This window comes from Pseudomonas sp. SG20052 (assembly GCF_031766055.1).
GTDB classification, from domain to species: Bacteria; Pseudomonadota; Gammaproteobacteria; order Pseudomonadales; family Pseudomonadaceae; genus Aquipseudomonas; species Aquipseudomonas mandelii.
Map to the genome: position 1 here is coordinate 4,829,567 of NZ_CP134498.1, position 25,143 is coordinate 4,854,709.

Here is a 25,143-nt window from a genome sequence, read left to right on the forward strand (position 1 = left end):
CCGTGAATACACTCTGCGCAAAGCCACTTGTATACAATTACAAAACGTAAGAGGCACAAAACCATGAGCAAAATGAGAGCAATCGAAGCCGCCGTTCTGGTGATGCGCCGTGAAGGGGTTGATACCGCTTTTGGCATCCCGGGCGCCGCGATCAACCCGCTGTACTCCGCCTTGCAGAAGGTTGGTGGCATCGATCACGTCCTCGCGCGCCACGTTGAAGGTGCCTCGCACATGGCCGAGGGCTACACCCGCACCAAGGCCGGCAACATCGGCGTGTGCATCGGCACCTCCGGCCCGGCCGGCACCGACATGGTCACCGGGCTCTACAGCGCCTCGGCCGACTCGATCCCGATTCTTTGCATTACCGGCCAGGCCCCCCGCGCCCGTATGCACAAGGAAGACTTCCAGGCTGTCGACATCACCGCGATCGTCAAACCAGTGACCAAGTGGGCAACCACCGTCATGGAACCGGGCCAGGTGCCTTACGCGTTTCAGAAAGCCTTCTATGAAATGCGCTCCGGCCGTCCAGGCCCGGTGCTGATCGACTTGCCGTTCGACGTGCAGATGGCTGAAATCGAATTCGACATCGATGCCTACCAACCACTGCCGCTGGCCAAGCCAACCGCTAACCGTGTGCAAATCGAGAAGGCCCTGGCCATGCTCGATCAGGCCGAGCGTCCATTGCTGGTGGCCGGTGGCGGCATCATCAATGCCGATGCCAGCGAGTTGCTGGTGGAGTTCGCCGAGCTGACCGGTATCCCGGTGATCCCGACCCTGATGGGCTGGGGCACCATCCCGGACGATCACCCGCTGATGGTCGGCATGGTCGGCTTGCAGACGTCGCACCGTTACGGCAACGCCACCCTGCTCAAGTCCGACGTGGTGTTGGGCGTCGGTAACCGTTGGGCCAACCGCCACACCGGTTCGATCGATGTGTACACCGAAGGCCGCAAGTTCATTCACGTCGACATCGAGCCGACGCAAATCGGCCGCGTATTCAACCCGGACCTGGGCATCGTCTCCGACGCCGCGGCCGCGTTGACCGTGTTCATCGAAGTCGCTCGCGAATGGCAAGCCGCCGGCAAGCTGAAAAACCGCAGCGCCTGGCTGCAAGACTGCCAGCAGCGCAAAGCCAGCCTGCAGCGCAAGACTCACTTCGACAACGTGCCGGTCAAGCCGCAACGGGTTTACGAAGAGATGAACCAGGTGTTCGGCAAAGACACCTGTTACGTCAGCACCATCGGCCTGTCGCAGATTGCCGGCGCGCAGTTCCTGCACGTCTACAAGCCTCGTCACTGGATCAACTGCGGCCAGGCCGGCCCGTTGGGCTGGACCATTCCGGCAGCACTGGGCGTGGTCAAGGCCGATCCGACCCGCAAGGTCGTGGCGCTGTCGGGCGACTATGATTTCCAGTTCATGATCGAGGAATTGGCGGTGGGCGCGCAGTTCAAGCTGCCGTACATCCACGTTGTGGTCAACAATTCGTACCTGGGGCTGATTCGTCAGGCCCAGCGCGGTTTCGACATGGACTACTGCGTACAGCTGTCCTTCGATAACCTGAACGCCCCGGAACTCAATGGTTACGGTGTCGACCACGTCGCGGTGGCCGAGGGCCTCGGTTGCAAGGCGCTGCGGGTGTTCGAACCGGGTCAGATCCAGCCTGCCCTGCGCAAGGCTCAAGAGCTGATCGAAGAGTTCAAGGTGCCGGTGATCGTCGAGATTATTCTGGAGCGCGTGACCAACATTTCCATGGGCACCGAGATCAACGCCGTCAATGAATTCGAAGACCTGGCGCTGGTCGGCAACGACGCGCCAACGGCGATTTCGCTGCTCGATTAACTGCTGATCGTTCCCACTGTGGGAGCGCGCCTGTGTGGCGAGGGAGCTTGCTCCCGCTGGGTCGCGAAGCGGCCCCAAAAGCTTTGCGACTGCTTCGCAGCCGAGCGGGAGCAAGCTCCCTCGCCACACAGGCTCGCACCCACAGGGGACTGCACAAATTTACGGGAGACCACCATGCCGCGTTTCGCAGCCAACCTGTCCATGCTGTTCACTGAGCAGGATTTTCTTGCCCGTTTCGAAGCGGCCGCCAAGGCCGGCTTCAGTGGTGTCGAGTACCTGTTCCCCTACGACTTCAGCTCTGCCGAGATCAAGGCCAAGCTCGACGCCAACGGCCTGACCCAAGTGCTGTTCAACCTGCCGGCCGGTGACTGGGCAAAGGGCGAACGCGGTATCGCGTGCCTGCCGGACCGGGTTGAAGAGTTCCGCGCCGGTGTCGATCTGGCGATCGCTTACGCAAAAGTGTTGGGCAACACCCAGGTCAACTGCCTGGCGGGTATTCGTCCACAAGGTGTCGACGATGCCACCGTGGAAAAAACCTTCGTCGCCAACCTCAAGTACGCCGCCGACAAGCTGCAAGCGGCGGGCATCAAACTGGTGATGGAAGCGATCAACACCCGCGACATTCCGGGTTTCTACCTGAACAACACGGCGCAAGCCCTGTCGATTCGCGAACAGGTCGGCAGCGCCAATCTGTTCCTGCAATACGACATCTATCACATGCAAATCATGGAGGGCGACCTGGCCCGCACCATGGCTGCGCATCTGGGCGAGATCAACCACATCCAGTTGGCCGATAACCCGGGGCGCAACGAACCGGGCACCGGTGAAATCAACTACCGCTTCCTGTTCGAACACTTGGACCGCATCGGTTATCAGGGTTGGGTTGGTTGTGAATACAAACCGCTGACCACCACTGAAGCGGGCCTGGGCTGGCTGAAAACCCACAACGCGATCTGACCTGATACCGCGTCATCGTTCTTCGCGGGCAAGCCTCGCTCCTACAGGATCAGGTTGATACGCAACAAGGCGACAGACACGTACCCGTAGGAGCGAGGCTCGCCCGCGAAGGCGTCCTCGCCGACACCCAAGAATTTTGCGAACAGAGCAATAAAAACAAGAGGAATTTCTCATGGCTAAAATCGGATTTATCGGCACCGGCATCATGGGCCACCCAATGGCGTTGAACCTGCAGAAAGCCGGTCACAGCCTGTTCCTGTCGGCGCACCACGATGCCGCCCCGGCCGACCTGATTGCCGGTGGCGCCGTCGCCCTGGCGAACCCGAAAGAAGTCGCCCAGGAAGCTGAAGTCATCATCATCATGGTGCCGGATACCCCGCAGGTCGACGACGTGCTGTTCCGCGCCGATGGCGTTGCGGCCGGCGTGGGCAAAGGCAAAATCGTTATCGACATGAGCTCGATCTCGCCGACGGCTACCAAGGCATTCGCGGCCAAGGTCAACGAAAAAGGCGCTCAATACCTCGACGCGCCAGTGTCCGGCGGTGAAGTCGGCGCCAAGGCCGCGACCCTGAGCATCATGGTCGGCGGTGATGCCGATGCCTTCGAACGCGCGCTGCCGCTGTTCCAGGCCATGGGCAAGAACATCACCCTGGTCGGTGGTAACGGCGACGGTCAGACCGCGAAAGTGGCGAACCAGATCATCGTCGCGCTGAACATTCAGGCCGTGGCCGAAGCACTGCTGTTCGCCGCGAAAAACGGTGCCGATCCCGCCAAGGTCCGTGAAGCGCTGATGGGTGGTTTCGCCTCCTCGAAGATCCTCGAAGTGCACGGCGAGCGCATGATCAAAGGCACCTTCGACCCGGGCTTCCGCATCAGCCTGCACCAGAAGGACCTGAACCTGGCCCTGCAAGGCGCCAAAGAGCTGAACATCAACCTGCCGAACACCGCCAACGCCCAGCAAGTGTTCAGCACCTGCGCAGCCATCGGCGGCAGCAACTGGGACCACTCGGCGCTGATCAAGGGCCTGGAACACATGGCGAACTTCTCGATTCGCGATAAGTAAGCCCTGCCCAAAACCCTGTGGGAGCGAGCCTGCTCGCGAAAGCGGTTTCACATTCAACATCTATGTTGGCTGACACACCGCATTCGCTAGCAGGTTAGCTCCCACAGGGATCTGAGTTGCACCTTCAAATAACAAGAATTCCGGGAGCCCGCCATGTCGGTCGATCCGCAACAATTCCTGCGCGAGCTGTTCGCCACAGCCATCGACGCCGCCCATCCGCAGCAAGTCCTCGAAGCCCATTTGCCCACAGATCGCAGCGGTCGGGTGATTGTCATTGGCGCCGGCAAAGCCGCGGCCGCCATGGCGCAGGTGGTCGAGCGTTGCTGGCAGGGTGAAGTCAGCGGTCTGGTGGTCACCCGTTACGGCCACGGCGCCCCATGCGAAAAAATCGAAGTCGTCGAAGCGGCTCACCCGGTGCCGGACGCAGCCGGTCAAGCCGTCGCCAAGCGCGTGTTTGAACTGGTCAGTAACCTGAGCGAAGACGACCGCGTGATCTTCCTGCTCTCGGGCGGCGGTTCTGCCCTGCTGGCCTTGCCGGCCGCCGGCATCACCCTCGCCGACAAGCAGTCGATCAACAAAGCCCTGCTCAAATCTGGCGCGACCATCGGCGAGATGAATTGCGTGCGCAAGCACCTCTCGGCGATCAAAGGCGGCCGCCTCGGCAAAGCCTGCTGGCCGGCCACTGTTTATACCTACGCGATTTCCGATGTGCCGGGCGACCTCGCCACCGTCATCGCGTCCGGCCCCACCGTGGCCGACCCGAGCACTTCGGCCGAAGCCCTGGCGATCCTCAAACGCTACGGCATCGACGTCCCTGCCTCGGTCCGAACCTGGCTGCAGAGCCCGGAATCGGAGACGGTCAAGCCCGGCGATCCGAGCCTGGCGCGCAGCCATTTCCAACTGATCGCCCGCCCCCAGCAATCGCTTGAAGCGGCGGCCGTGAAAGCGCGCCAGGCCGGTTTCAGCCCGCTGATCCTCGGCGACCTGGAAGGCGAATCCCGCGAAGTGGCCAAGGTTCATGCCGGCATCGCCCGGCAAGTGGTCTTGCATGGCCAGCCATTGGCGGCGCCCTGCGTGATTTTGTCGGGCGGAGAAACCACCGTCACCGTGCGCGGCAATGGCCGTGGCGGGCGCAACGCCGAATTCCTGCTGAGCCTGACCGACAGCCTCAAAGGCCTGCCCGGTGTCTACGCCCTGGCCGGTGACACCGACGGCATCGACGGTTCCGAAGACAACGCCGGCGCGATCATGACCCCGGACAGCTACGCCCGCGCCGCCGCTCTCGGCCTGAGCGCCAGCGACGAGTTGGACAACAACAATGGCTACGGCTATTTCGAGGCGCTGGACGCATTGATCGTCACCGAACCGACCCGCACCAACGTCAACGACTTCCGCGCCATCCTGATCCTCGAGAGCCCTAACAATGACGCCTGATAAAAAGGTCAAAATCCTCGCCACCCTTGGCCCAGCCACCGACGGGATCGATGACATCCGTGAGCTGGTGCAGGCCGGGGTCAACATCTTTCGCCTGAACTTCAGCCACGGCGATCACGCTGACCACGCTCAGCGCTATCAGTGGATTCGTGAAGTCGAGCGCCAGCTCAATTACCCCTTGGGCATTCTGATGGACCTGCAAGGCCCGAAGCTGCGGGTCGGCAAATTCGCCGAGGGCAAGGTGCAACTGCATCGCGGCCAGGCCCTGCGCCTGGACCTCGACCCGACGCCGGGCGATCAGCGCCGGGTCAACCTGCCGCATCCGGAAATCATCGCCGCACTCGAGCCCGGCATGGACCTGCTGCTGGACGACGGCAAGCTGCGTCTGCGCGTGGTCACCAAGTACGCCGACGCCATTGACACCACGGTGCTCAACGGCGGCGAACTCTCGGACCGCAAAGGCGTGAATGTGCCCCAAGCGGTGCTGGAACTGAGCCCGCTGACCGCCAAGGATCGCCGCGATTTGAGCTTCGGTCTGGAGCTGGGTGTGGACTGGGTTGCGCTGTCGTTCGTGCAGCGTCCTGAAGACATCCGCGAAGCCCGCGAACTGATCGGCGACAAGGCGTTCTTGATGGCCAAGATCGAGAAGCCATCGGCGGTGACTCAGCTGCGGGAAATCGCCGAGTTGAGCGATGCGATCATGGTCGCTCGCGGTGACCTGGGCGTGGAAGTGCCGGCGGAAAGCGTGCCGCAGATCCAGAAAAACATCATCAGCCTCTGCCGCGAACTCGGCAAACCGGTGGTGGTGGCGACGCAGATGCTCGAATCGATGCGCTTCTCCCCGGCCCCGACCCGCGCCGAAGTCACGGATGTGGCCAACGCCGTGGCTGAAGGGGCCGATGCGGTGATGCTGTCGGCGGAAACCGCCTCGGGCGAGTACCCGCTGGAAGCCGTGCAAATGATGAGCAAGATCATTCGCCAAGTGGAAAACGGCCCGGATTATCAGGCGCAACTGGACGTGAGCCGGCCTAAGGCCGAGGCGACGGTTTCCGATGCGATCAGCTGTGCGATTCGTCGCATCAGTAACGTGCTGCCGGTGGCGGTGCTGGTGAACTACAGCGAGTCCGGGACGTCGAGCCTGCGTGCGGCGCGGGAACGGCCGACGGTGCCGATCCTGAACCTGACGCCGAACCTGCAAACGGCGCGCCGCTTGACGGTGGCGTGGGGGGTGCACTCGGTGGTCAATGACAGGCTGCGGCAAGTGGACGAAGTGTGTTCGACGGCGCTGGAGATCGCGCAGGCCCAAGGCATGGCGCAACGCGGGGATACCTTGTTGATCACGGCTGGTGTGCCGTTTGGGCAACCGGGGTCGACTAACTCGTTGCGTATCGAGACCTTGATTTAGCGTCCTTACCGGCCTTTTCGCGGGCAAGCCTCGCTCCTACAGGATTTGCGTGATCCCGATATTTGGCACGATGCAAACCCTGTAGGAGCGAGGCTTGCCCGCGAAGAACGATTACTCGCGCCTCCTGACTCACAAAAAAATGCCTGCCAACCACTTCAACACCCACTGCCCCGATTGGGCGACTGCCCTGCTCAATGGTTTCAGCCAGATCTTCCTCCAGCGCCATCCGCTGTTTGGTCTGCTGTGCCTGTTGGCGATTCTTTTCACCGCACCTACCCTGCTCGGCGGTGCGCTGCTGGGCGGCGTCGCCGGGTTGCTCACCGCGCAACGACGCGGTTACGCCAAGGCCGATCGTCAGGCCGGACTGTTCAGTTACAACGGTGTCTTGCTCGGTCTTTTGCTGAGCCTGTATTTCCCTTGGTCAGCACTGTTGCCGCCGCTGATCATTGCTGCGGGCGGACTGAGTGCGATGCTGACTCAGCAATGGCTCAAACGCGTCCGGGTCAGCCATTACCTGCCTGCCTATACGGCGCCCTTCGTTGGGTTGGGCTGGGTGCTTCTGTGCTTCGCCACTCCCTCGACAAAAGCGCATCTGATCGAAATCAACACGCTGAACATGCTCGCCGCACCGCTGAAAGGCTTCGGCCAGGTGATGTTCCTCGGTCATCCGCTGGCCGGGGCGATGATTGCCGTGGGTTTGCTGATCGCTGATCGTCGCGCCTTTTGCTGGGCGTTATTGGCGTCTGTCGCGGGCATGGGCTGGAGCCTGTTGCATCACGATTTCTATACCGCATTGATCGGCCTCGGCGGCTATAACGCCGTCCTCACCGCCCTCGCCTTGAGCTCGCTGCGCCAGCAGCCGTGGCTGCCGCTGGCTGGCATCGCATCAGCGTTGTTGCTGACGCCGGTGTTTTCCGCCATCGGCCTGCCGACGCTGACCGCGCCGTTCATCCTCGCCTGCTGGCTGGTCCGCACGGTTGTTCAACTGCTCGGCATCACCGCTGTCACCCGTGCGCCTTGCGCTATTGAGGAGAATCAACCTAGGCTTCGCTGATCATTGGTTCAGGCGGTATCCATGGACAGCAGCAAAAACTGGCGTGAAGAGCTTTACGTCATGGTTTTCCAAAGCGACACCAAGGCGGGGCGGCGCTTCGACGGCATCCTGCTGTTGATTATCCTCGCCAGCATCGTGATCGTGATGCTCGACAGCATCGACACGATCCACAAGAACTACGCCGACGTGCTGGCGTACATCGAGTGGGGCTTCACCGTCATCTTCGCCATCGAATATGGCTTGCGCCTGTATTGCTCGCCCAAGCCGTTACGCTATGCGTTCAGCTTTTACGGGCTGGTGGATCTGCTGGCGATCGTGCCCGGCATCCTGGCGCTGTATTACGCCGATGCGCAGTACCTGCTGATCATCCGGATCATTCGGATGCTGCGGATTTTCCGCGTGCTCAAGCTCAGCCCCTACCTCAAGCAAGCCAACTATTTGATGTCGGCGCTGCGCGGCAGCAAACAGAAGATCGTGGTGTTTCTGGTCAGCGTGTGCACGCTGGTGACGGTGTTCGGCACGTTGATGTACGTGATCGAAGGCCCGGAACACGGCTTCACCAGCATTCCCAAAGGCATCTACTGGGCGATCGTCACGCTGACCACGGTGGGCTTCGGCGACATCGTGCCCAAGACGCCACTAGGCCAGGTGATTTCGTCGCTGGTAATGATCACCGGTTACTCGATCATCGCCGTGCCGACCGGTATTTTCACCGCCGAACTGGCCAATGCCATGCGTGGTGAACAGCTGCAACACGACTGCCCGGTGTGCAAGAAAACCAGTCACGAACACGGTGCGGCATTCTGCTCGCGGTGCGGCAACGCTCTGTTTAAGAAACGGGAATAAGCAAAGAGCTTTTTAATCTTTAAGGGTCTATGCGAGCCCGGCTATAGTCGCTGGCAAATTGCCTCACTTTTAAATCAGAACAAGGACTGCGCAGTGAAAAAACTCTTTGGCGCCTCACTTCTGGCCGCTGGCCTGGCATTGACCAGCGTGGCTCAGGCCGCACCGACCCTGCTCAACGTTTCCTACGACGTGATGCGCGATTTCTACAAGGACTACAACACTGCGTTCCAGAAACACTGGCAAGCCGAGCACAACGAGAACATCACCCTGCAGATGTCCTTCGGCGGCTCCAGCAAACAGGCGCGTTCGGTGATCGATGGCCTGCCGGCTGACGTCATCACCATGAACATGGCCACCGACATCAACGCCCTGGCGGACAACGGCAAACTGATCCCGGACAACTGGGTCACCCGCCTGCCGAACAACAGCGCACCGTTCACCTCGGCCACCGTGTTCATCGTCCGCAAAGGCAACCCGAAAGCCCTGAAAGACTGGCCCGACCTGCTCAAGGACGGCGTGCAAGTGATCGTGCCGAACCCGAAGACCTCGGGTAACGGTCGCTACACCTATCTGTCTGCCTGGGGGTATGTGCTGAAAAACGGCGGTGACGAGAACAAGGCCAAGGATTTCGTCGGCAAGCTGTTCAAGCAAGCGCCGGTGCTCGATACCGGTGGCCGTGCCGCGACGACCACGTTCATGACCAACCAGCTCGGTGACGTGCTGGTGACCTTCGAAAACGAAGCGGAAATGATTGCCCGTGAGTTTGGTCGTGACCAGTTTGAAGTGATCTACCCAAGCGTCTCCGCTGAAGCCGAGCCGCCGGTGTCGGTGGTCGACAAAACCGTCGACAAAAAAGGCACCCGCGCCGCAGCCGAAGAATACCTGAAGTACCTGTGGTCCCCGGAAGGTCAGGAAATTGCAGCGGCCAACTACCTGCGTCCGCGTGACCCGGCGGTGCTGGCCAAGTACACCGATCGCTTCCCGAAAGTGGACTTCCTGTCGGTGGAGAAGACCTTTGGTGACTGGCGCACCGTGCAGAAGACCCACTTCAATGATGGCGGGGTCTTTGATCAGATCTACAGCGGCCAGTAATTCCTGAGCCCAACGAGAAAGGCGACCTGAGAAGGTCGCCTTTCTCGTGGTCGAACACAAAACCCAAGTTCACTGAAGATCCCCTGTAGGAGTGAGCCTGCTCGCGATAGCGAAGTGTCATTCAACATTGATATCAACTGACATTCCGCTATCGCGAGCAGGCTCACTCCTACAGGGTTTTTGCCCTGCCTTCACATCGGCGGTGTGACACCATCCTTGCCCGCCGAGATCGATTGCGCAGTCAGTGTCCCGTCTGCACTTTGGGTGACGAATGTCACGATCTTCACCCCCACCTTCAGCAAACTCCTGTCCCCCGGCATCAAATTCACGATCGGCACATCCTCCGGCACCAGGATCTTCTGCTGCCCGCCCTTGTAATTGACGGTCAACATCCGGCCATTGCTGACCACCAGATCGCCCACGCTGCCATTGGTCATGCTACTGCCCTTGACCAGATCGAACGGCCGATGCCCGTCTCCGCTGCCCGCCAGTTCCGGTGGAAAGACGTGGACTTCCAGAATACGCCCCGTTACCCCAGTAAACACCGTATCTATTGACCATAAACACCACCAGTAGTAGAAAATAGTAATAGACTAGACTCTACCACTCACGCTTTGGTGCTGCGCATGGCTGACCACATAATCCAGAAGAAAAACGAGTCAACATGGTATGTCCGTCTGGATGTGCCGAAGGATGTCCGCCGTACGTTGGGCAATCGAACAGTCCTGATCCAGTCACTCAAAACCGGCATGAGATCAGAGGCGATGGTGAGGCGTCTGCCAATCCTTGCGCAATGGAAAGCTGCTATTGATGCAGCAAGGGCGGCAAAAGTTAACAGCGGGGATGAATGGAGACTTGCTCAACATGAGCTTGGAAAACAATTGCAGAGGAAGCAAAACGATGGCGTATCTTTGTTATTCACCCCGATAAATCTAGATATTGTTCCTGATCGCCCTGACGACTCATTCCTTGAAAAACTATTGGAATGGGCGAAAGCCGCAGAATTAATGGGAGAGCATAAATTAGCTTCTCGTATCACCGACCATATAAAGAAATTCAATGACGCCTGTGAAAGAGGTATGACACCTGCCGACGGCATAGTCCTACATCACAATCTTCTATCGATCCAAGCGGATGGTGAAGCCTCAATTGCTGCATATGAATATAACTTGTCTGACGAAGAACGTCAGGAAGCTCAAGCGATTGCACATAACCCGACATTGTACAAACCACGCTCACCAATCAGTAAATCAATGATTGAACAATGGTCCAAACATCTGGTGACGCAAATCAAGACAGAGAAGACGCGAGACGTTCACAAAGCCCGCATTGAGAAAATATCAAAGTATCTTACAGACGAAGGTGCACCATTAAACTTTGACACTATCCACAATTTCATAACAGAACAATCTGGCGCCCGCAAAACTCTTACTAACTATTTGTGGTCTGGACGAGACTTCTGGAAATGGGCAAACAAATACAGCATTCAGTTTCGTGAGCAATTCATAGGTCAACCATGTCCGTTTGATGGTCATGACTTGCCGAAGGTTGGTAAAGATGCGGGTGAATCCTATATCCCCTTCACCCGCAAAGAAGTTGAACAACTGTACAAGAAAGCAAAAGAAGACGGTAAAGACAATCTAGCCAACTTGATTGTATTTGGTGCGTACACTGGTTCACGGCTGGAAGAAATCGGTAGAACAAAAACAGCAGATACCATTTACGACAACGATGGCGAACCAATTGGCTTTAAAATATTGGAATCAAAGACAGGTGCAGGCGTGAGGGAAGTTCCTATTCACCCTTCCCTTGTACCATTGTACAAACAACTATGTTCACAAGCATCATCCAACGATGGTTATTTGTTCAAAGGTGGTAATAACAAGTATGGCAATCGACTTGATTATCTGGCCAAGCAGTTTAGCCAGTTGAAAAACAAAGCTGAGTTCTCAGACCTTCACGTATTCCACAGCATCCGTAAGACAACAACAACTGAACTGCATCAAGCCGGTGTAGGCTTGGAAGTATTGCCATACATACTTGGGCATGAAAACAAGTCATTTACACTCAGTTACTACAGCAAAGGCTGCTCATTTGAACAGAAGGTAAAAGCTATACAACTACTAAACTTTGAGTTTAAAAATAGTTGAACAATAGTGTTCAAAACATGCGCAACGCTATTGACAATCATTCTTATCTGTGGGATAATGTCTATATTGGAGTTTGAACAGATCATGCCGATTCCCTCCGGTTGCTGCTGCTATTAGTGGCACATCTAAAACAAACCTTGCCTCCTTCTCGGTTTGTAAAGTGGTCTGATCCTCCAACCAATCTCTCCTAAACAAAAAACCCATACTCGTTAAAGAGTATGGGTTTTTTGTTCGTCTGTGCCGAACACTAACAAACACTAACTAATCACATGCCGAGGTACATCTTATGCGTACAACCCATTGCATCGCCTGCAATAAAGAACTAATTAATCGACGTCCGCAAACACTGACCTGTAACGCCGCTTGCCGTGCGCGTCACTGGCGTCACGCAAGAATCACAATGATTCCAGTATCTATCATGTTGAATCTAACCAATTATGCACTGGTTAAAAATGCTGCTGAATCTGCTGGCAAGTCAATCAACGACTATGTGCATGATCATGTAATCAGTGAGCGTGCATGATGCGAATATCATTAAATGAAAAGGCTGTGCAACAACTTCAGATGATCATGAAAGCAACGGGATATACAAATCATACGCATTGCATTCAGACAATGCTGACCCAAGTGAATAGCAAGCTACAAATTTCTAATGAAAAGAAAGTAGCAAAGAAAGCTTCAAGCATCTAACCCACCATTTAATCCCAATACTTTACCCAAGTCTGAGGATCACAAACCTATCGAACAAAGGAAAACCAATGAGCAACTACATATGCATTCACGAGCCTTCGCAATTGATACAAAAAATCATCACAAGCTCAACACCACCAACGGCAGACAGCAACCATAGTTTTCACGAAGTCTCAGTCATCGTGTTGAACAGCTACTACGCTCTTTACAAGAAGGCTCTTGCAAAAGGTGTACAAGTTTCAGTCGGTGAGCTTATGAATCGCTCCCCAAGCTTCATGAGTCAAATCAGTAAAGGTAAACAGAGCAAGGTGCAACTTATTACCACCCGCATTCGTAAAGAGTGTGTAGTAGCAGCACCATCAGCAGCAGATGAACGCCAGTTAACCATTCGTGATTGGATAGTCGGCAATCCAGACGCTAGCGCACATGATCTATCTGACAAGTTTTTAACTGGTACTTTCGTTGCGTCAGCATATCTAAACAAGTATCGGTAGCGCCCCCCCTTATGGTGCGTTAAAGCCCTCAATATCTGCCACCTGGGGCTACCCCCTGAGGTGTCACTTTCACGCGTCTACACACCTTGATTAATATGGGTTGAATTTGCCAAATCAGGCATATTTCAGCCTAGTTTCAATACAACAAACCAAAGGATAAACAATGAATAGTAGTCGAGATTATTTTATGGCTGGGTTCCTGCGAGCAGTTGAACGATCTAAACATCAAGCGAAGCAATCTGTACAGAAGGTTAACAGTCACATCGCTGAATCAAATGCAGATGCCCTACCTGCTGCCCCTTCAATATCATATGTAAAAAAATTCGATGCGGAACAGTACAGAGCAAAGATCATCAGCCATATGATTGCTTTGATTGTCAAAAATAGAAGCATCACTGCAAATCACAGCCAGTGATGACTACTGCCAACTCCATCACTAAGCTCAGTGAGGAACAACATTAAACAACAATCATTCAGAAGATGCTGAATGATATTAACCAGAGAAAGGAAGAAATAAACCATGACTAATGCAAAGATTACTATTACTGGAGTTCCACCTAAGTGGAGTGATGCTGAATTCGAAGCTCGTGTTGATAGCTGGGTAAATGTTTATCGGGGTACCACGCAGTGTATGGAGTTTATACGATCACCATTGCCGCATGACTTCCTCGAATCGGTAGCTTCGAAAGTCGCAGAGGGCTATACAGTCGCTCGCAATCAAGGTGTTACACATGAAGCCCTAAATCATTCTTGCTGGATGATAAAGCCAGATAAAAAACAGCAGAAAGATATTGATGACATTCGAGTGCGAGTGAAAGCTGAGTATGTTGAATTCCTGCAAGGTGAACACGTTCGATATCAAGATTTGCTACGTCAACAGCTTACTCAAGCCGCCGAAGCGAAAGAACAAAAGAAGATCGATGACGCTCGCAACAAGCGAATGATAGAGATTGACGTGGAAGTGAGCAATACATTTACTCCGTTGGTTATTCCTGGGTAACCGAGTGATCCAGTGACAGACGCCGACGGCGATACCAGCCAGAACCTCCTGTAACGCGTTCTGAGTACATTCCTCATGCAACCCTACCCAACATAGCCCCGACAGCTTACCCAAGGCTGTGCGGGGCTTTTGTTTGCGTGTAGGAAAGGTGGTGAACTGTTCCACTTTTCTAAACGAGACTGATCACCAAATGAGAATAGGTCTTGACAAAATACGTTTTGATGTGTAGAATAGGGCTTATCCGCCGAGCGAAGCGAGGTGGGTAAGTCAAAAGCTCTATATTAGAAGATATGTATTTATGTCGTATACGACATAGTATTTATATAAGAATATGTAAGAGAAAGAGGTAGGAGTAAACCTACCTACAAAGAGTATTATCTTTAAATAATAACTATTCTATCGTATACGATAGTAAGTATATATTCAGAAGTATCAATATTCTGTCGTACACGACGGGTAGTCACTATTCTGTATTTACAGAAGACAAATCAAAAGCGAGATGGCTTCGCTTATCATCTCTTCTGAAAAGCACTTCACTACGTTCAGTTTGCGGACATGTCTTTGTATATATAGAGATAACAAACTTCTATAGAACCATTCCTGATTGTCAATCAGATGTAGCAATCTCTGTGTAAACTTACACAGCAATACAACTGGTGAGCATTCAGAAGACAGGAACGAAAGTGACCAAACACCAGATAGTTGATTGCCATCTATTGATGGTAGTTGTAACAGCCTGTGGTCGCACCTGAGAGTATTCCTAGTTAAAGTAATACCAACGCCAAGCCTGCAAGCCTCTGACTGCTCACGCAGCGTCAGGGGCTTTTCTATGCGTGGTGATATTTCATCATGTAAATAATGTAATCAACACTCGACAATTAACAGGAGCGTATCAGGGTTACCACTACAGTATGAAACTTGAATTTATTCACACACCTTCGCTACAGGGTGCATTTTATAAGGGGATGAGCCATATTGGGTTAAGCACGTTTAACAATCCCCTCCCGATTTCCTCACAGGATGAATGCAATTCTACTGAATTCTGGAATAAACCATGGGGAACCCAGCAGATGTCCGCCAGCACAAACGCCGTGCAGATTTCCTCACACGATCTACCTGGTGCATTCGCACCACGCCAACCCTGACCGGAATGTCAACCTAACGACAAGTGCCACCACACCGTCTTCCAATTATATGTCAGCAATAATTGAACATTCACAACAGACGTTGGCGACGACACCAACCACTTTCAAATGAAACTTACCACACTGGTCAGACCCACAATCCAATGAGAAATACAAGTGGTGCAAAACTATTTTGCGAAGTCATAACATATTGTTGATGGTCGCCTGCAATATGTTATGATGACCGCCTGACCAACGATGACAGGTGAAAACAATGAAACAGATAGTGGCTTACGCAAGGGTTTCAACAGAAGACCAATGTCTCTCGGTCGCTGGTCAGTTCGCCGCTATCAAGATTGCCGCTGAAGCAAATGGTTGGGAGATTGTTGCCCAGTTCACAGACGAAGGCGTGTCAGGTTCCATTGATCCTCTGGAACGTCCTCAGTGCCGTCTTGCTCTGGCAATGGCGAAAGGTTTGGAATGTCCGGTAGTGGTTCACCGCCTTGACCGTCTTGGTCGTGACCATGCCCACTTTGTAACACTGCAAAAGAAATACACTTTCATTGAAGCTGAAGACGTACATGGCAGTGGTCTGGTACGGAACATTAAATCTCTGTTGGCCGAAGAAGAGTTGATCAAGATTCGCCAACGTACAAAGGATGGTCTTGCAGAGTTGAAAGTGAAGGCACTTCTTGATACGCCTGAAGGTGAAGAAGCTCGCCAGAAGATCGCACGCCGGGACGCTGGCCGTAAGGCTGCATGGGCTGTTGGTAATGGTGCTGCAATGCAGGCGAAAGCAGGCAACGCAAACAATCGTGCAAAGTCATTGGAAGCTGAATTGAAAGCTTGTTTGTACGATGGTCAACCAACATTCGCAGCAATCGCCAAATGCTTGAACGCCAAGGGTGTAACCACCGAACGTGGTAGTAAGTTTGCACCAATGACAGTTAAACGCATGATGGAACGTCTTAACCTTCCTTTTCCTGTAACGCCCACAGCGCAACGATAAACGGCAAGTCTGCGCACGATACTCGCAACGAGTTAAAACAGCCTGTACGCGATCCTACGCAGCCTCAAGGGGATTTTATAATCATCCCCCTACTCGGCACTCATAAATCTACCTGGGTGTTGGATCGGTCAGACCAATATCCGAAAGACACCCACGGATTTCGCACCATCACCACGACCACGCGGTTCAAAACCGATTGGCAAACGTATTTTTTGACAGAACATTGTTAAATAATGCTCACTTTGCTAGCGCAGGATCATTGTGTCATCACGAAAGAGGTTGTTATGGACGCTATGGATGTGGAAAGTGATTATAAAAAGTCTAGGGCTTTCCTGTTAACTTACTCTACATTGCTCTTGCTTCTGTGGTACTTCTCTGTGGATTTGAGAGCTTTTAGTTTTCTAGGAGTATCTATCAGTATTGGAGACAACATTCAAAATATACACTTAATAGCGGCACTAGGAAATCTATATCTTCTTATTCGCTTCTTCCAAAAGTCGCCTCGGGATTGTTTTAAACCAAATGATGATATGATCTCTGTCTTTGAATCTACTTTAAAGACAATAGCACCACATGTTTACATTAGAAAATTAGCCGCTGCCATGTACAAAACCACTGGCCAAACTGATGACAATATTAAATTTCTGAAAATTTATAAGCAGGTCACGATGGGGCATCAGTTGTCCGGCGCTCGGCCGTCTATTTTGAACTATATTCAGTATCGAAATCCTGATCTAGCTATACGAACAGAATTGTCTTTTGATATTTCATTTTCATTCATTGCTAACGAAAAAGAACGTTCATGCATCATTAGGGAAGAGCTGATAGTTCCTAATATTTGGCTGGTTCGTATTTGCCAAGCATATGCACTTGTCAAAGGTTCTTTCATCACCTCTTGGTTTACAGACTACATTTTCCCTATAGCCTATGCGTTACTCGCAATTGTTCTATTTATAAACACATGGTGGCAGAAAAACACTATCGATCATATCGTATTCAAAAATGCGTTTAATCAACTGCTTATTTCTATATGAGCATCAGGGACTCGCCTTCAATATTACGCATACTAAAGCCTGACCATCTAAACATAGGCGTTTAGTGCAAATTCCGATTTCGACTTTAGGGGTGGGTGTTAATAACCGTATATGGTTACACGCTGGCGAATTACACCCAAAGACATTTATGGATTTCCCCGGCGCCAGCACGCGGCTGGAGACCGAATGCCAACTCCATTTTGGTAGATTGTTTTTGCCCCCTCTATGGTTTCGCCGTGTCCCACTTACATTCTTTCAGCCGTTCTACATCTGTGCCGCTTCCCTTGCTCATATCAATGTTGCCATCCGCATCTAAATAGATGTCTGTGTTGGGCCACTTCGGTGTGATGCTGATGCAATGCCAGCGGCCTTTTTCGGTGTGCCATGAAAATTCCATGAAGAACTCACTATCTGTGGATAGAAGCCCTTTGTCTGCAACGCTGCTACCGGGTGCAAACCGCCCCCTGTATATCTGATCGTTGACGTTCCAGACATATCGCAATTCTTCCTGACCATTCTTGTGATAATGGACGGTCGCAGTGGGCAGGGCGCTACGCCAGAAGACAAACGCCAGCACCGGTATTGACGGAATCAACAACCACCGCATGTATCGTGTTCGGGCTTTACTTACAGACGTGGACACTGATTCCCTCTCCCCAATTTTGCGGTGCAACGGCAAGCACTTCATCCATTACCATCTTCGCCGTTATCCCACCATGGGGATGTTGATTGGCGAGCTTCACACCAATACTGATCGATACTCTGTCTGCAACATCATCAAATGCTCGTAGTCCATCAGATAGACTCGCCGTCAAATGTGGGCCGGGGAGCGCCCAATCCGTTTTCGGCCTCTCCCACATTTCATCGGCCTTCCTTACAGAGTCTGAGACGATTTGCTCAGCCCCGGCACCATCTAGAAGAACACTCTCGGATAGCCCGCCTATGATTCCAACGTACCCGTAATGGATATTCGACCAGATGTCATAGTAGTAATCGTACTGCCCCTGCTTGTGCCTTACGCCGGGGAATAGCTTGCGAAGCTTTGGCTTGTGGTCCCAGTCTAGACCCTGACCCACTTTCTTAGTCCAGATTGTCGCCGCTGCAACCTTGTGAGCTTTTGCAATGTTTCCAAAATTTGGTGGTCCGCCCATGCGTGCGAGCAGCGGTAGTTCTGCAAACTTTTTCGCCGCCACGTCGGGATCGTAGTCAATGAGCCTTTTCATCTCCAACACAGCCGGGTCTAGGATGTTGCGATTCATCTCACCGGCTATATAGCTGGCCAGCCCTTCCATCTGGTCAGGGTGATTGCAAACAACAGATTCTGTCTTCTCTTCTTTCGATACATTCGGATCAACCAAGGCATTTGCAGCAGTAGCTTTCTCCGTAAGATTCGGATCAGCCAGCAGCGTTGCCATGCGCTCATCGTCAACCGTTCCATCAGGACGGATAGCACCCAGTAAAGCAAAGTTGATGATCGTAGAACCGGGAGCCATTCCCATAACAAACCCGCCGCCGACATCACCTGATCCGGTGATGATCGTTCCGCCGTGACTGGTAGGGCTACCCAGATGAGCCATAGGGCGACCATTCACTTGAATCGAGGGAAACCCTGTGGTGATAACAGCACCGCACCCGCAAACGTCACCAACACGAGCAGAGCCCATGAAGTTTATATTTACGTCGGCGCTGGCTGAAGCAATCGGAGTGGTGCCATGACCTGGCAACGGGCAGACATGTTTGTCACCCAGACGTGCAGAAGAGATCATTCATCATCCTTGAGTCGTTTACGAAAGATTCCAGCCTGTAGCTGGGCGGGATCGACGTTACCGAAAAGCTCGAGCGCAAGCTGTAGGACGAATCCCAAATGCAGTGCTGAGTATTTTCCTATCCATGTCATTTCCTGAGCGCGAAGGATAGCGTGTTGAGGATGTTCGCTGAATGGCGGCATTTAGCCATGTCGAATTCCCGTTCGCACGCCTTCCTGCGATCAGTGGCAGATCACCTACCTAATAACGAGTAAAGAATAATACCCATGAAGATTGTTAGTAGGCTACCCCGAGCTACCCACAACTTAATCGTTTCCCTGTCCATAGGCTCTACTATTGGACGGACATCACCTCCGCCGTTTCCATTGTTGATGCTTTCCACTTCTGAGCCACAGTGTTTGCACTTCAAAGCCGCGCATTTAATAGTCTCAGCACAAATCGGACAGGCTCGACCGTCGTTGGAGCTACCGATGACTTCCTTCTGGCGCTTTCCGGCAATAGCCATAATTACACCAACTAGCAACATCAATCCGCCGATTAGAATGAGATTCTGCCGTTCAGCCATCAAACCAATATTGTTGACCCGCCCTGCTCCCGCCGATACCGAGACATCCATAGCCAACGCGCCCACTATGCAAAGCATTCCTACAACAAGTACAAAATAACCAAAGTTCCGCATAGCGATTTCCCTAAAAATTGAACGGCACCAGCTGAGACCTAACAGATTATCCCAAATTCAGATATCTGAAAACCGGATATAGCTTGCAAGGCTACCCTTCGTAGCAAGCCGACTATGTCCAAGACCATTTATCGCCATGAGTACGATGTGCTGCTGACACTAATCAAGAAGCACAGGAAAGATTCAGGACTGACTCAGGTAGCCTGCTCAAAGGCTCTTGGGCGCCCACAATCCTTCATGAGCGATGTTGAAACTGGATCGAGGCGATTAGACATCGTGCAGCTTCGAGACCTGTGCAACGTCCTGGGAATTGATTTCCAAGTATTGATTGCAGAGTTTGAAACGTCTCTGTCAGCAGATGCTGGAACGACAGAGCGATGATGGCCCGTCTCGATAAAGAAATGAGAGTGGGGTGAATCAATCAGGGTTTTGCTAACAAGCCTGCTGCTGATCCGATGTGGAGCAAGGTTATGACGCTGAGGCGAAGAACCAAGAAAATGAATGCCGACAAAGATGGTTGATTCCTATACCTCGCACCAGATAACATTCAGATGTTTATTATTTCCACGGTACTAGTTCTTGCCACGGCCTGCTTAAATTTTACTGTTCCCGGCATATGTCTCATGATGAATTTTTTTACATCATCTTGCATCCGACAACCGAAAATAATCGATTCTACAAAATTTTCGTTATACGGTATTTTGATAAATTTCTTACCCTTGGGTATACGCCCCATTGCGTTATTAGCTTGAAACCTGTACTCAGACTCATACTCCCACTCGTCAAGTTTTGTTCTCAAAGCACGCCAAATTTGATGACCTATATCGTCACCCTCATAAATTTTAAAATGTAGGCGATGCAAGTCTATTGTATTGAGTTTCGGGATGACTTTTTGATAGCTTACTTTTTCAGCCTTCATAAACTCCGATCTAAATTCAATGCAGAATCCTTTATGAGAGTCAGCATAATGCGACCACATCAAATTACTGACAGGATTTTTCGAAACCGACATAAAACCGTAACTATCTATTGTTTCATTGAAAGATTCCTCAAAACCATTAATTAAGGCAAGTCCTGCGGGAGTAAACAATCCTTTATGTATGCATTCGGATAAAAGCCGTCTATCATCTTTTCCAACAAGAGATTTAATTTCTTTAAATTCTCGAGGTGTTGGTTTTATCAATTCTATACTAGAGTCAAAAAGGTCGTTGAAGTTTTTTCTACTTGAAAAAATCGCCTGATTTCTTAATAGAGCATCAATTGCATAATCTTTAGATAGATCGTCTGAATTTGAAACAGCACGATATTTATAAAAATACTTTGGATAATCTTCGTTCACTAAACGCGTCCTTCCAACTTCTTATAACAGAATTTGTGGGGGGAGTGCTCAAACTGACAGTTCAAATTTTCAACGCAACCTTTATCTTTTCCCACTCTGTGGATAACGACGGATTTAACTTACCAAAAAGTTTTGAGGATAAGGTGACTGCGGCGTTAGCCTTAGCTGTTTCATACATTGAAAATGTGGTTAGAGCCATGGCATTAAACTTTTCCACCGGTGGCTGCGACTGAAATAGATTGTAGACGTCGTCGAAAGTCCTTTCAAAGCGCATCCGCAACCATTCTAATCGAAACCACTTCGCTAGCACTTGCTCACTGAACACCGCCTGAGTTGCGGCGAGCACGACGCCAAGATCACTGCGTCGGTACAACAAACAGACCAACCACAAGATTGTATAAATTACAATTTTCGCCCGCTCTGCCTTAACCATCCGCAATGCAATAGTTTTACTGAAGTGACTGTTCTCAAGTACCTGTGCCGCCATGCGCTTAATGGGATCAACAAAGTCGTTGTTATAATATCCATCCGTTTTTTGATGCGTTAGGTTGACACCACAAGCATTGCTGAAAAAATCTTGTCGACGCTTATCCTCTGCCCTTGGAATAAGGTACAGACGGGAAACCAACCCGATTAAAAAAATCGCGAGAACAAATATTACATATGCAATCAAAATTGCATCGTACGGCTCGGGGTATTTTTCCCGCTCAACAAACAACGCAGCAATGGAAAGCAACGCACCGCCATAAAACAACCAGTTAGAAGCTGTATCAGCCGCTTCGACCGAGTCATAGTAGTCTTTGCGAATTGGGTCAAAACGAGGCATATGGGTTATCCGTAGTCAGGGAACTCGTTACCGAAAATTTGTTGCCAGAGTTCGATAGCACCTTTGTCATCGTAGTTACTTCCGCATGTTTTGTACCAAGCCATTCGACTTTTTTCGATCGTTTTGTCAAATCGCTTGAGAACTTCCTGACGATCATTCCAAGACAAGTAATCATCAACAAAGCCTGTATCATACCAGAGGAAACTAGCAAGCAGCTTTCGAGCCTCTAAAAAAAACAAAAATACATTCCACGGCATATCACCTAGATATCCATTAAAGACTTTCATCGCCAACACTTCAATGTGGTAACTACTAAGAAAATCACCATGAAAACGATTCCAGTGTTTTATCATTTTTATGATTCTTCTGAAGTATTTGCCACACTCAGTCGACTTTGCCTCAATGGTTAACGCAAAAGACTTCGGACGAGATTTTATCCAGTTATTGGTATTCGAATCCGGTACATTGTAATGCGAGAAAGAACCGTCAGCGTACGTTACTTCGCATACGGGCACGATATCTACATTTGGCCAAGTCTTGTAGTGCAACGTTACGGCTTGCCCATTGCGACGCGCTCCAGTTCTCCACTCGGCCAACGCGTCACGAACGGATTGCAACACCTGAGTTGGTGTTTTGTTCTGTATATGCTTTCCATAATGCAAAACAACCATCACATCCATATCTGCATGCTGCTTCAAGGCTGTGTACTTTGGAATTGATCCGGTGCTGAAGGCTTCTAGGATATCGAACGATTTACTCAGCTTGACAACAATGTCATCACGGCGTGTATTCGCTGTTTCACGGTGCTTGCCTGCCAGATTTATGTTCTCGTAAAAGCGGTCGAATGAAACAGCAACTGTGTATGGCATTCATGCCTCGAATTAATGTTGTCCAAAACAATGTAACCCTTCACCAAACGCTTTGTCATTTCACTTTCTTCGTTGTTAACGCAATCGCCTAAACTAGATCAACGTTCACTCTTACCATGATCGCCGTAGGCGTACGTCATTCGTGATGTCTCCCGCTCCGTCTCCCTTCGGTACAGGTCACTCAGCGTCCAGCGTAGACGCTCATGCTCAAGCCGCAACGCCGCCAACTCCTTGGAACTGGTACGCCACATGCAAATCATCCCAGCAAGGTTCTTGTGAGCTAGTCGAAGGTCACGCCGCGTTACATCCAATTCAGAACAAAGCAAATCACATTGATGCTCAAGCATTTCTTCACGAGAAGGAAGACCTAGCTCAAATCCAGAATCATCGATCAAATCGTCTGTCATCACGCACATCGCACGCTGTATGTATGACCAGTATAACCGAGAATGGCAATGTTCAACCTGTTCACGATCGGTGGCAGATGAACCATACGGAGACCTGTATTCCCAACCACCGTCAACGCCGAGACGTACCAATTCGGGACCAAAAGTAGTAGAACGAAGTAGTAGAATATGCAAATCAGCAGATTGATAAAACTCTATAAAATCAATCGTTTAAATCAATTCACAAATCAAAGCGGAAAGACGTGGACTTCCAGCGCCTTCAAGGTGCCATCGTCTTGCGGAATGGCCGCCGATCCAACGTAGCTGCCGGGTTTGATGTCTTCGATATTGGCCAGGGTAACGGCGCGGACTTTGGTGTCGTTGGTCAGGTTGATTACCACGTTTTCGCCAGTGTTGACGTGGACTTTCAAGACGTCGGGGCTGACCCCAGTGATCTCGCCGCGCACGCCAATGCGCAGGCCCGGCGCGTCGGCGGCCTGGGCCAGACCCGCCGTGAACACGCCGACCAAGGTAACCACTGAAGCACCGCGTATAAGGTGACGAAACATCGCATTCATGGAAGTGCCTTCCGGTTATGAATCGTGAAGGAGAACATAAGCACGCTATCGAACAGGATGTAAGTGAATGTATCATCGGAGCTCGATATTTTGACGCAAGGTTTATCGATGGACAGCACTCCTGTCCGTCACTCATTCCGCAAAGGAATGATTGCTATCACTCCAATCCCTCTTCTGCCGAATCCGATACCTCTTTAGCCTGCGCGCATTCCCTTCTGTTCAGCGAGACACGTTATGAACCCAGCGACTCAGGTGCCCCACGGCACCGCGACAATGACCAAAGGCATGGTGCTGCTGTTCGCCTTCTGCTGCGGCGCGATTGTGGCCAACATCTACTACGCCCAGCCGATCATCGGCCTGATCGCGCCGGACATCGGCCTGACCAGCACCATGGCCAGCCTGATTGTTTCGCTGACCCAGATTGGTTACGCACTTGGCTTGTTCTTCCTGGTGCCGCTGGGTGATCTGCTGGAAAACCGTCGACTGATGATCATCACCACCGTGGTGGCGATTGCCAGCCTGTTGGGCGCGGCGTTTACCGATCAGCCGAACGTGTTTTTGCTGATCTCGTTGCTGGTGGGTTTCAGTTCGGTGTCGGTGCAGATCCTGATTCCGCTGGCGGCGCACCTCGCGCCGGAAGAGTCACGCGGTCGGGTCGTCGGCGGGATCATGGGCGGTTTGCTGCTGGGGATTCTGTTGGCGCGGCCGGTGTCCAGCGTCGTGGCGGACCACTTCGGCTGGCGCGCGATGTTTGTGATCGCGGCGGCGTTGATGGCGGCGATCAGCATCGTGCTGGCGTTGACCATTCCCAAGCGTCAGCCGGATCACAGCGCCTCTTATGGCCAGTTGCTCGGTTCGCTATGGACGCTGCTGCGCCAGCAACCGGTGTTGCGTCAGCGCGCGTTCTACCAGGGTTGCATGTTCGCCACGTTCAGTCTGTTCTGGACCGCCGTGCCGCTGGAGCTGGCGCGCAATCACGGCCTGTCGCAAACCCAGATCGCGATCTTCGCCCTGGTCGGTGCCATCGGTGCGATCGCCGCGCCGATTGCCGGTCGACTGGCCGATGCCGGCCACACCCGCATCGCCTCCTTACTGGCCCTGCTGTTCGCCAGCCTGAGCTTCCTGCCAGCGTTCATCCATCCGGTCTACAGCGTCATCGGTCTCGCGGTCACGGGCGTGGTCCTCGACTTCTGCGTGCAGATGAACATGGTCCTCGGCCAACGCGCGGTCTACGCCCTCGACGCCAAAAGCCGCAGCCGCTTGAATGCGTTGTACATGACCAGCATCTTCATCGGCGGCGCGTTCGGTTCATCGGTGGCCAGCGCAGTGTATGAGCATGGCGGCTGGCTGTGGATCGTGATCGTGGGCAGCGCGTTTCCACTGTTGGCATTGTTGCGGTTTTTGAGTGTTTCGCCGAAGGCTGCGTTGGCGGCTGCATAAGGTCAAAAAGCATCGCGGGCAAGCCACGCGCCCACAGGAATCTGGCTTGCTCGTGACTGATGTGCGACT

Annotated in this window: 22 protein-coding genes and 2 pseudogenes; 16 read left to right on the forward strand and 8 right to left on the reverse strand. The window is 52.3% G+C overall.

Features of this window, described 5'->3' with window-relative positions:
• The first annotated feature begins 63 nt into the window (after positions 1-63).
• The 8 genes from gcl to RHP74_RS22205 all read left to right on the forward strand — a co-directional run bounded on the left by gcl (position 64) and on the right by RHP74_RS22205 (position 9,690).
• Positions 64-1,839: a glyoxylate carboligase gene (gene gcl, locus RHP74_RS22170; protein WP_010456878.1), complete on the forward strand. Its 1,776-nt coding sequence runs from the start codon at positions 64-66 to the stop codon at positions 1,837-1,839.
• 174 nt (positions 1,840-2,013) lie between these two features.
• Positions 2,014-2,796 (forward strand): hydroxypyruvate isomerase, encoded by a 783-nt coding sequence (gene hyi / locus RHP74_RS22175; protein ID WP_010456880.1) that lies wholly within the window; start codon positions 2,014-2,016, stop codon positions 2,794-2,796.
• A gap of 172 nt (positions 2,797-2,968) precedes the next feature.
• Positions 2,969-3,859 carry a 2-hydroxy-3-oxopropionate reductase gene (locus tag RHP74_RS22180; protein ID WP_010456882.1) on the forward strand — a complete coding sequence of 297 codons (891 nt, stop codon included), beginning with the start codon at positions 2,969-2,971 and terminating at the stop codon, positions 3,857-3,859.
• Positions 3,860-4,012: 153 nt separating this feature from the next.
• Positions 4,013-5,293: a glycerate kinase gene (locus RHP74_RS22185; protein ID WP_102593828.1), complete on the forward strand. Its 1,281-nt coding sequence runs from the start codon at positions 4,013-4,015 to the stop codon at positions 5,291-5,293.
• Positions 5,283-6,698, forward strand: a complete 1,416-nt coding sequence (pyk, locus tag RHP74_RS22190; protein WP_010456886.1) for a pyruvate kinase — start codon at positions 5,283-5,285, stop codon at positions 6,696-6,698. The genes RHP74_RS22185 and pyk overlap by 11 nt, the downstream gene beginning before the upstream one ends.
• Positions 6,699-6,837: 139 nt before the next feature.
• Positions 6,838-7,752, forward strand: coding sequence for an urea transporter (locus RHP74_RS22195; protein ID WP_077748654.1), 915 nt, complete (start codon positions 6,838-6,840; stop codon positions 7,750-7,752).
• Positions 7,753-7,773: 21 nt separating this feature from the next.
• Entirely contained in the window at positions 7,774-8,598 is an 825-nt protein-coding gene (locus tag RHP74_RS22200; protein WP_311096299.1) for an ion transporter, read from the forward strand.
• A gap of 93 nt (positions 8,599-8,691) precedes the next feature.
• Complete coding sequence (locus tag RHP74_RS22205) at positions 8,692-9,690, forward strand: sulfate ABC transporter substrate-binding protein (protein ID WP_010456892.1); 999 nt, start codon at positions 8,692-8,694, stop codon at positions 9,688-9,690.
• A gap of 191 nt (positions 9,691-9,881) precedes the next feature.
• On the opposite strand, the pseudogene RHP74_RS22210 reads toward RHP74_RS22205, so the two are convergent.
• Positions 9,882-10,220: pseudogene (locus RHP74_RS22210) on the reverse strand (hypothetical protein); the annotation flags it as partial.
• 96 nt (positions 10,221-10,316) lie between these two features.
• On the opposite strand from RHP74_RS22210, the gene RHP74_RS22215 reads away from it, so the two are divergent.
• From RHP74_RS22215 to RHP74_RS22240, 6 genes are all read left to right on the forward strand, one after another.
• Positions 10,317-11,840, forward strand: coding sequence for a tyrosine-type recombinase/integrase (locus RHP74_RS22215; protein ID WP_311096300.1), 1,524 nt, complete (start codon positions 10,317-10,319; stop codon positions 11,838-11,840).
• Between the two features lie 758 nt (positions 11,841-12,598).
• Complete coding sequence (locus RHP74_RS22220) at positions 12,599-13,024, forward strand: hypothetical protein (protein WP_311096301.1); 426 nt, start codon at positions 12,599-12,601, stop codon at positions 13,022-13,024.
• A 163-nt stretch (positions 13,025-13,187) separates the two neighbouring features.
• Positions 13,188-13,439 carry a hypothetical protein gene (locus RHP74_RS22225; RefSeq protein ID WP_311096302.1) on the forward strand — a complete coding sequence of 84 codons (252 nt, stop codon included), beginning with the start codon at positions 13,188-13,190 and terminating at the stop codon, positions 13,437-13,439.
• A gap of 105 nt (positions 13,440-13,544) precedes the next feature.
• Entirely contained in the window at positions 13,545-14,024 is a 480-nt protein-coding gene (locus tag RHP74_RS22230; protein WP_311096303.1) for a hypothetical protein, read from the forward strand.
• Between the two features lie 1,398 nt (positions 14,025-15,422).
• Positions 15,423-16,157: a recombinase family protein gene (locus tag RHP74_RS22235; RefSeq protein ID WP_311096304.1), complete on the forward strand. Its 735-nt coding sequence runs from the start codon at positions 15,423-15,425 to the stop codon at positions 16,155-16,157.
• 284 nt (positions 16,158-16,441) lie between these two features.
• Positions 16,442-17,191 carry a hypothetical protein gene (locus RHP74_RS22240; RefSeq protein WP_311096305.1) on the forward strand — a complete coding sequence of 250 codons (750 nt, stop codon included), beginning with the start codon at positions 16,442-16,444 and terminating at the stop codon, positions 17,189-17,191.
• 223 nt (positions 17,192-17,414) lie between these two features.
• Here the strand turns inward: RHP74_RS22240 and RHP74_RS22245 are convergent, their stop codons facing one another.
• The 3 genes from RHP74_RS22245 to RHP74_RS22255 all read right to left on the reverse strand — a co-directional run bounded on the left by RHP74_RS22245 (position 17,415) and on the right by RHP74_RS22255 (position 19,636).
• A complete protein-coding gene (locus RHP74_RS22245) occupies positions 17,415-17,798 on the reverse strand; it encodes a hypothetical protein (protein ID WP_311096306.1) in 384 nt (127 codons plus the stop codon).
• A gap of 16 nt (positions 17,799-17,814) precedes the next feature.
• Positions 17,815-18,957 (reverse strand): polymorphic toxin type 44 domain-containing protein, encoded by a 1,143-nt coding sequence (locus RHP74_RS22250; RefSeq protein WP_311096307.1) that lies wholly within the window; start codon positions 18,955-18,957, stop codon positions 17,815-17,817.
• Positions 18,958-19,189: 232 nt separating this feature from the next.
• Positions 19,190-19,636, reverse strand: a complete 447-nt coding sequence (locus RHP74_RS22255) for a zinc ribbon domain-containing protein (protein ID WP_311096308.1) — start codon at positions 19,634-19,636, stop codon at positions 19,190-19,192.
• Positions 19,637-19,750: 114 nt separating this feature from the next.
• Here RHP74_RS22255 and RHP74_RS22260 point away from each other — a divergent pair, with 114 nt between their 5' ends.
• The gene (locus RHP74_RS22260; protein ID WP_311096309.1) at positions 19,751-20,017 is read left to right on the forward strand and encodes a helix-turn-helix transcriptional regulator; all 267 of its coding nucleotides are present in this window, start codon (positions 19,751-19,753) and stop codon (positions 20,015-20,017) included.
• Between the two features lie 166 nt (positions 20,018-20,183).
• On the opposite strand, the gene RHP74_RS22265 is transcribed toward RHP74_RS22260, so the two are convergent.
• From RHP74_RS22265 to RHP74_RS22280, 4 genes and pseudogenes are all read right to left on the reverse strand, one after another.
• Positions 20,184-20,975, reverse strand: a complete 792-nt coding sequence (locus RHP74_RS22265; RefSeq protein WP_311096310.1) for a DUF2971 domain-containing protein — start codon at positions 20,973-20,975, stop codon at positions 20,184-20,186.
• A gap of 61 nt (positions 20,976-21,036) precedes the next feature.
• On the reverse strand, positions 21,037-21,801 hold the full coding sequence (locus RHP74_RS22270; RefSeq protein ID WP_311096311.1) for a hypothetical protein: 765 nt from the start codon (positions 21,799-21,801) through the stop codon (positions 21,037-21,039).
• A 5-nt stretch (positions 21,802-21,806) separates the two neighbouring features.
• On the reverse strand, positions 21,807-22,670 hold the full coding sequence (locus tag RHP74_RS22275) for a nucleotidyltransferase (protein ID WP_311096312.1): 864 nt from the start codon (positions 22,668-22,670) through the stop codon (positions 21,807-21,809).
• 640 nt (positions 22,671-23,310) lie between these two features.
• Positions 23,311-23,634, reverse strand: a pseudogene (locus RHP74_RS22280) (hypothetical protein); the annotation flags it as partial.
• Positions 23,635-23,868: 234 nt separating this feature from the next.
• Between RHP74_RS22280 and RHP74_RS22285 the strand changes: the two are divergent.
• On the forward strand, positions 23,869-25,074 hold the full coding sequence (locus RHP74_RS22285) for an MFS transporter (RefSeq protein ID WP_010456896.1): 1,206 nt from the start codon (positions 23,869-23,871) through the stop codon (positions 25,072-25,074).
• The last annotated feature ends 69 nt before the right edge of the window (positions 25,075-25,143 follow it).

Bases quoted from the DNA above. Each gene is read 5' to 3' on its own strand.
- RHP74_RS22220 (WP_311096301.1), top strand. From the start codon at position 12,599: ATGAGCAACTACATATGCATTCACGAGCCTTCGCAATTGATACAAAAA.
- RHP74_RS22185 (WP_102593828.1), top strand. From the start codon at position 4,013: ATGTCGGTCGATCCGCAACAATTCCTGCGCGAGCTGTTCGCCACAGCC.
- RHP74_RS22260 (WP_311096309.1), top strand. From the start codon at position 19,751: ATGTCCAAGACCATTTATCGCCATGAGTACGATGTGCTGCTGACACTA.
- RHP74_RS22285 (WP_010456896.1), top strand. From the start codon at position 23,869: ATGAACCCAGCGACTCAGGTGCCCCACGGCACCGCGACAATGACCAAA.
- gcl (WP_010456878.1), top strand. From the start codon at position 64: ATGAGCAAAATGAGAGCAATCGAAGCCGCCGTTCTGGTGATGCGCCGT.
- RHP74_RS22230 (WP_311096303.1), top strand. From the start codon at position 13,545: ATGACTAATGCAAAGATTACTATTACTGGAGTTCCACCTAAGTGGAGT.
- RHP74_RS22270 (WP_311096311.1), bottom strand. From the start codon at position 21,801: ATGCCTCGTTTTGACCCAATTCGCAAAGACTACTATGACTCGGTCGAA.
- RHP74_RS22200 (WP_311096299.1), top strand. From the start codon at position 7,774: ATGGACAGCAGCAAAAACTGGCGTGAAGAGCTTTACGTCATGGTTTTC.
- RHP74_RS22235 (WP_311096304.1), top strand. From the start codon at position 15,423: ATGAAACAGATAGTGGCTTACGCAAGGGTTTCAACAGAAGACCAATGT.
- RHP74_RS22225 (WP_311096302.1), top strand. From the start codon at position 13,188: ATGAATAGTAGTCGAGATTATTTTATGGCTGGGTTCCTGCGAGCAGTT.
- RHP74_RS22250 (WP_311096307.1), bottom strand. From the start codon at position 18,957: ATGATCTCTTCTGCACGTCTGGGTGACAAACATGTCTGCCCGTTGCCA.
- RHP74_RS22180 (WP_010456882.1), top strand. From the start codon at position 2,969: ATGGCTAAAATCGGATTTATCGGCACCGGCATCATGGGCCACCCAATG.
- pyk (WP_010456886.1), top strand. From the start codon at position 5,283: ATGACGCCTGATAAAAAGGTCAAAATCCTCGCCACCCTTGGCCCAGCC.
- RHP74_RS22255 (WP_311096308.1), bottom strand. From the start codon at position 19,636: ATGCGGAACTTTGGTTATTTTGTACTTGTTGTAGGAATGCTTTGCATA.
- RHP74_RS22245 (WP_311096306.1), bottom strand. From the start codon at position 17,798: ATGCGGTGGTTGTTGATTCCGTCAATACCGGTGCTGGCGTTTGTCTTC.
- RHP74_RS22215 (WP_311096300.1), top strand. From the start codon at position 10,317: ATGGCTGACCACATAATCCAGAAGAAAAACGAGTCAACATGGTATGTC.
- RHP74_RS22195 (WP_077748654.1), top strand. From the start codon at position 6,838: ATGCCTGCCAACCACTTCAACACCCACTGCCCCGATTGGGCGACTGCC.
- RHP74_RS22240 (WP_311096305.1), top strand. From the start codon at position 16,442: ATGGACGCTATGGATGTGGAAAGTGATTATAAAAAGTCTAGGGCTTTC.
- RHP74_RS22275 (WP_311096312.1), bottom strand. From the start codon at position 22,670: ATGCCATACACAGTTGCTGTTTCATTCGACCGCTTTTACGAGAACATA.
- hyi (WP_010456880.1), top strand. From the start codon at position 2,014: ATGCCGCGTTTCGCAGCCAACCTGTCCATGCTGTTCACTGAGCAGGAT.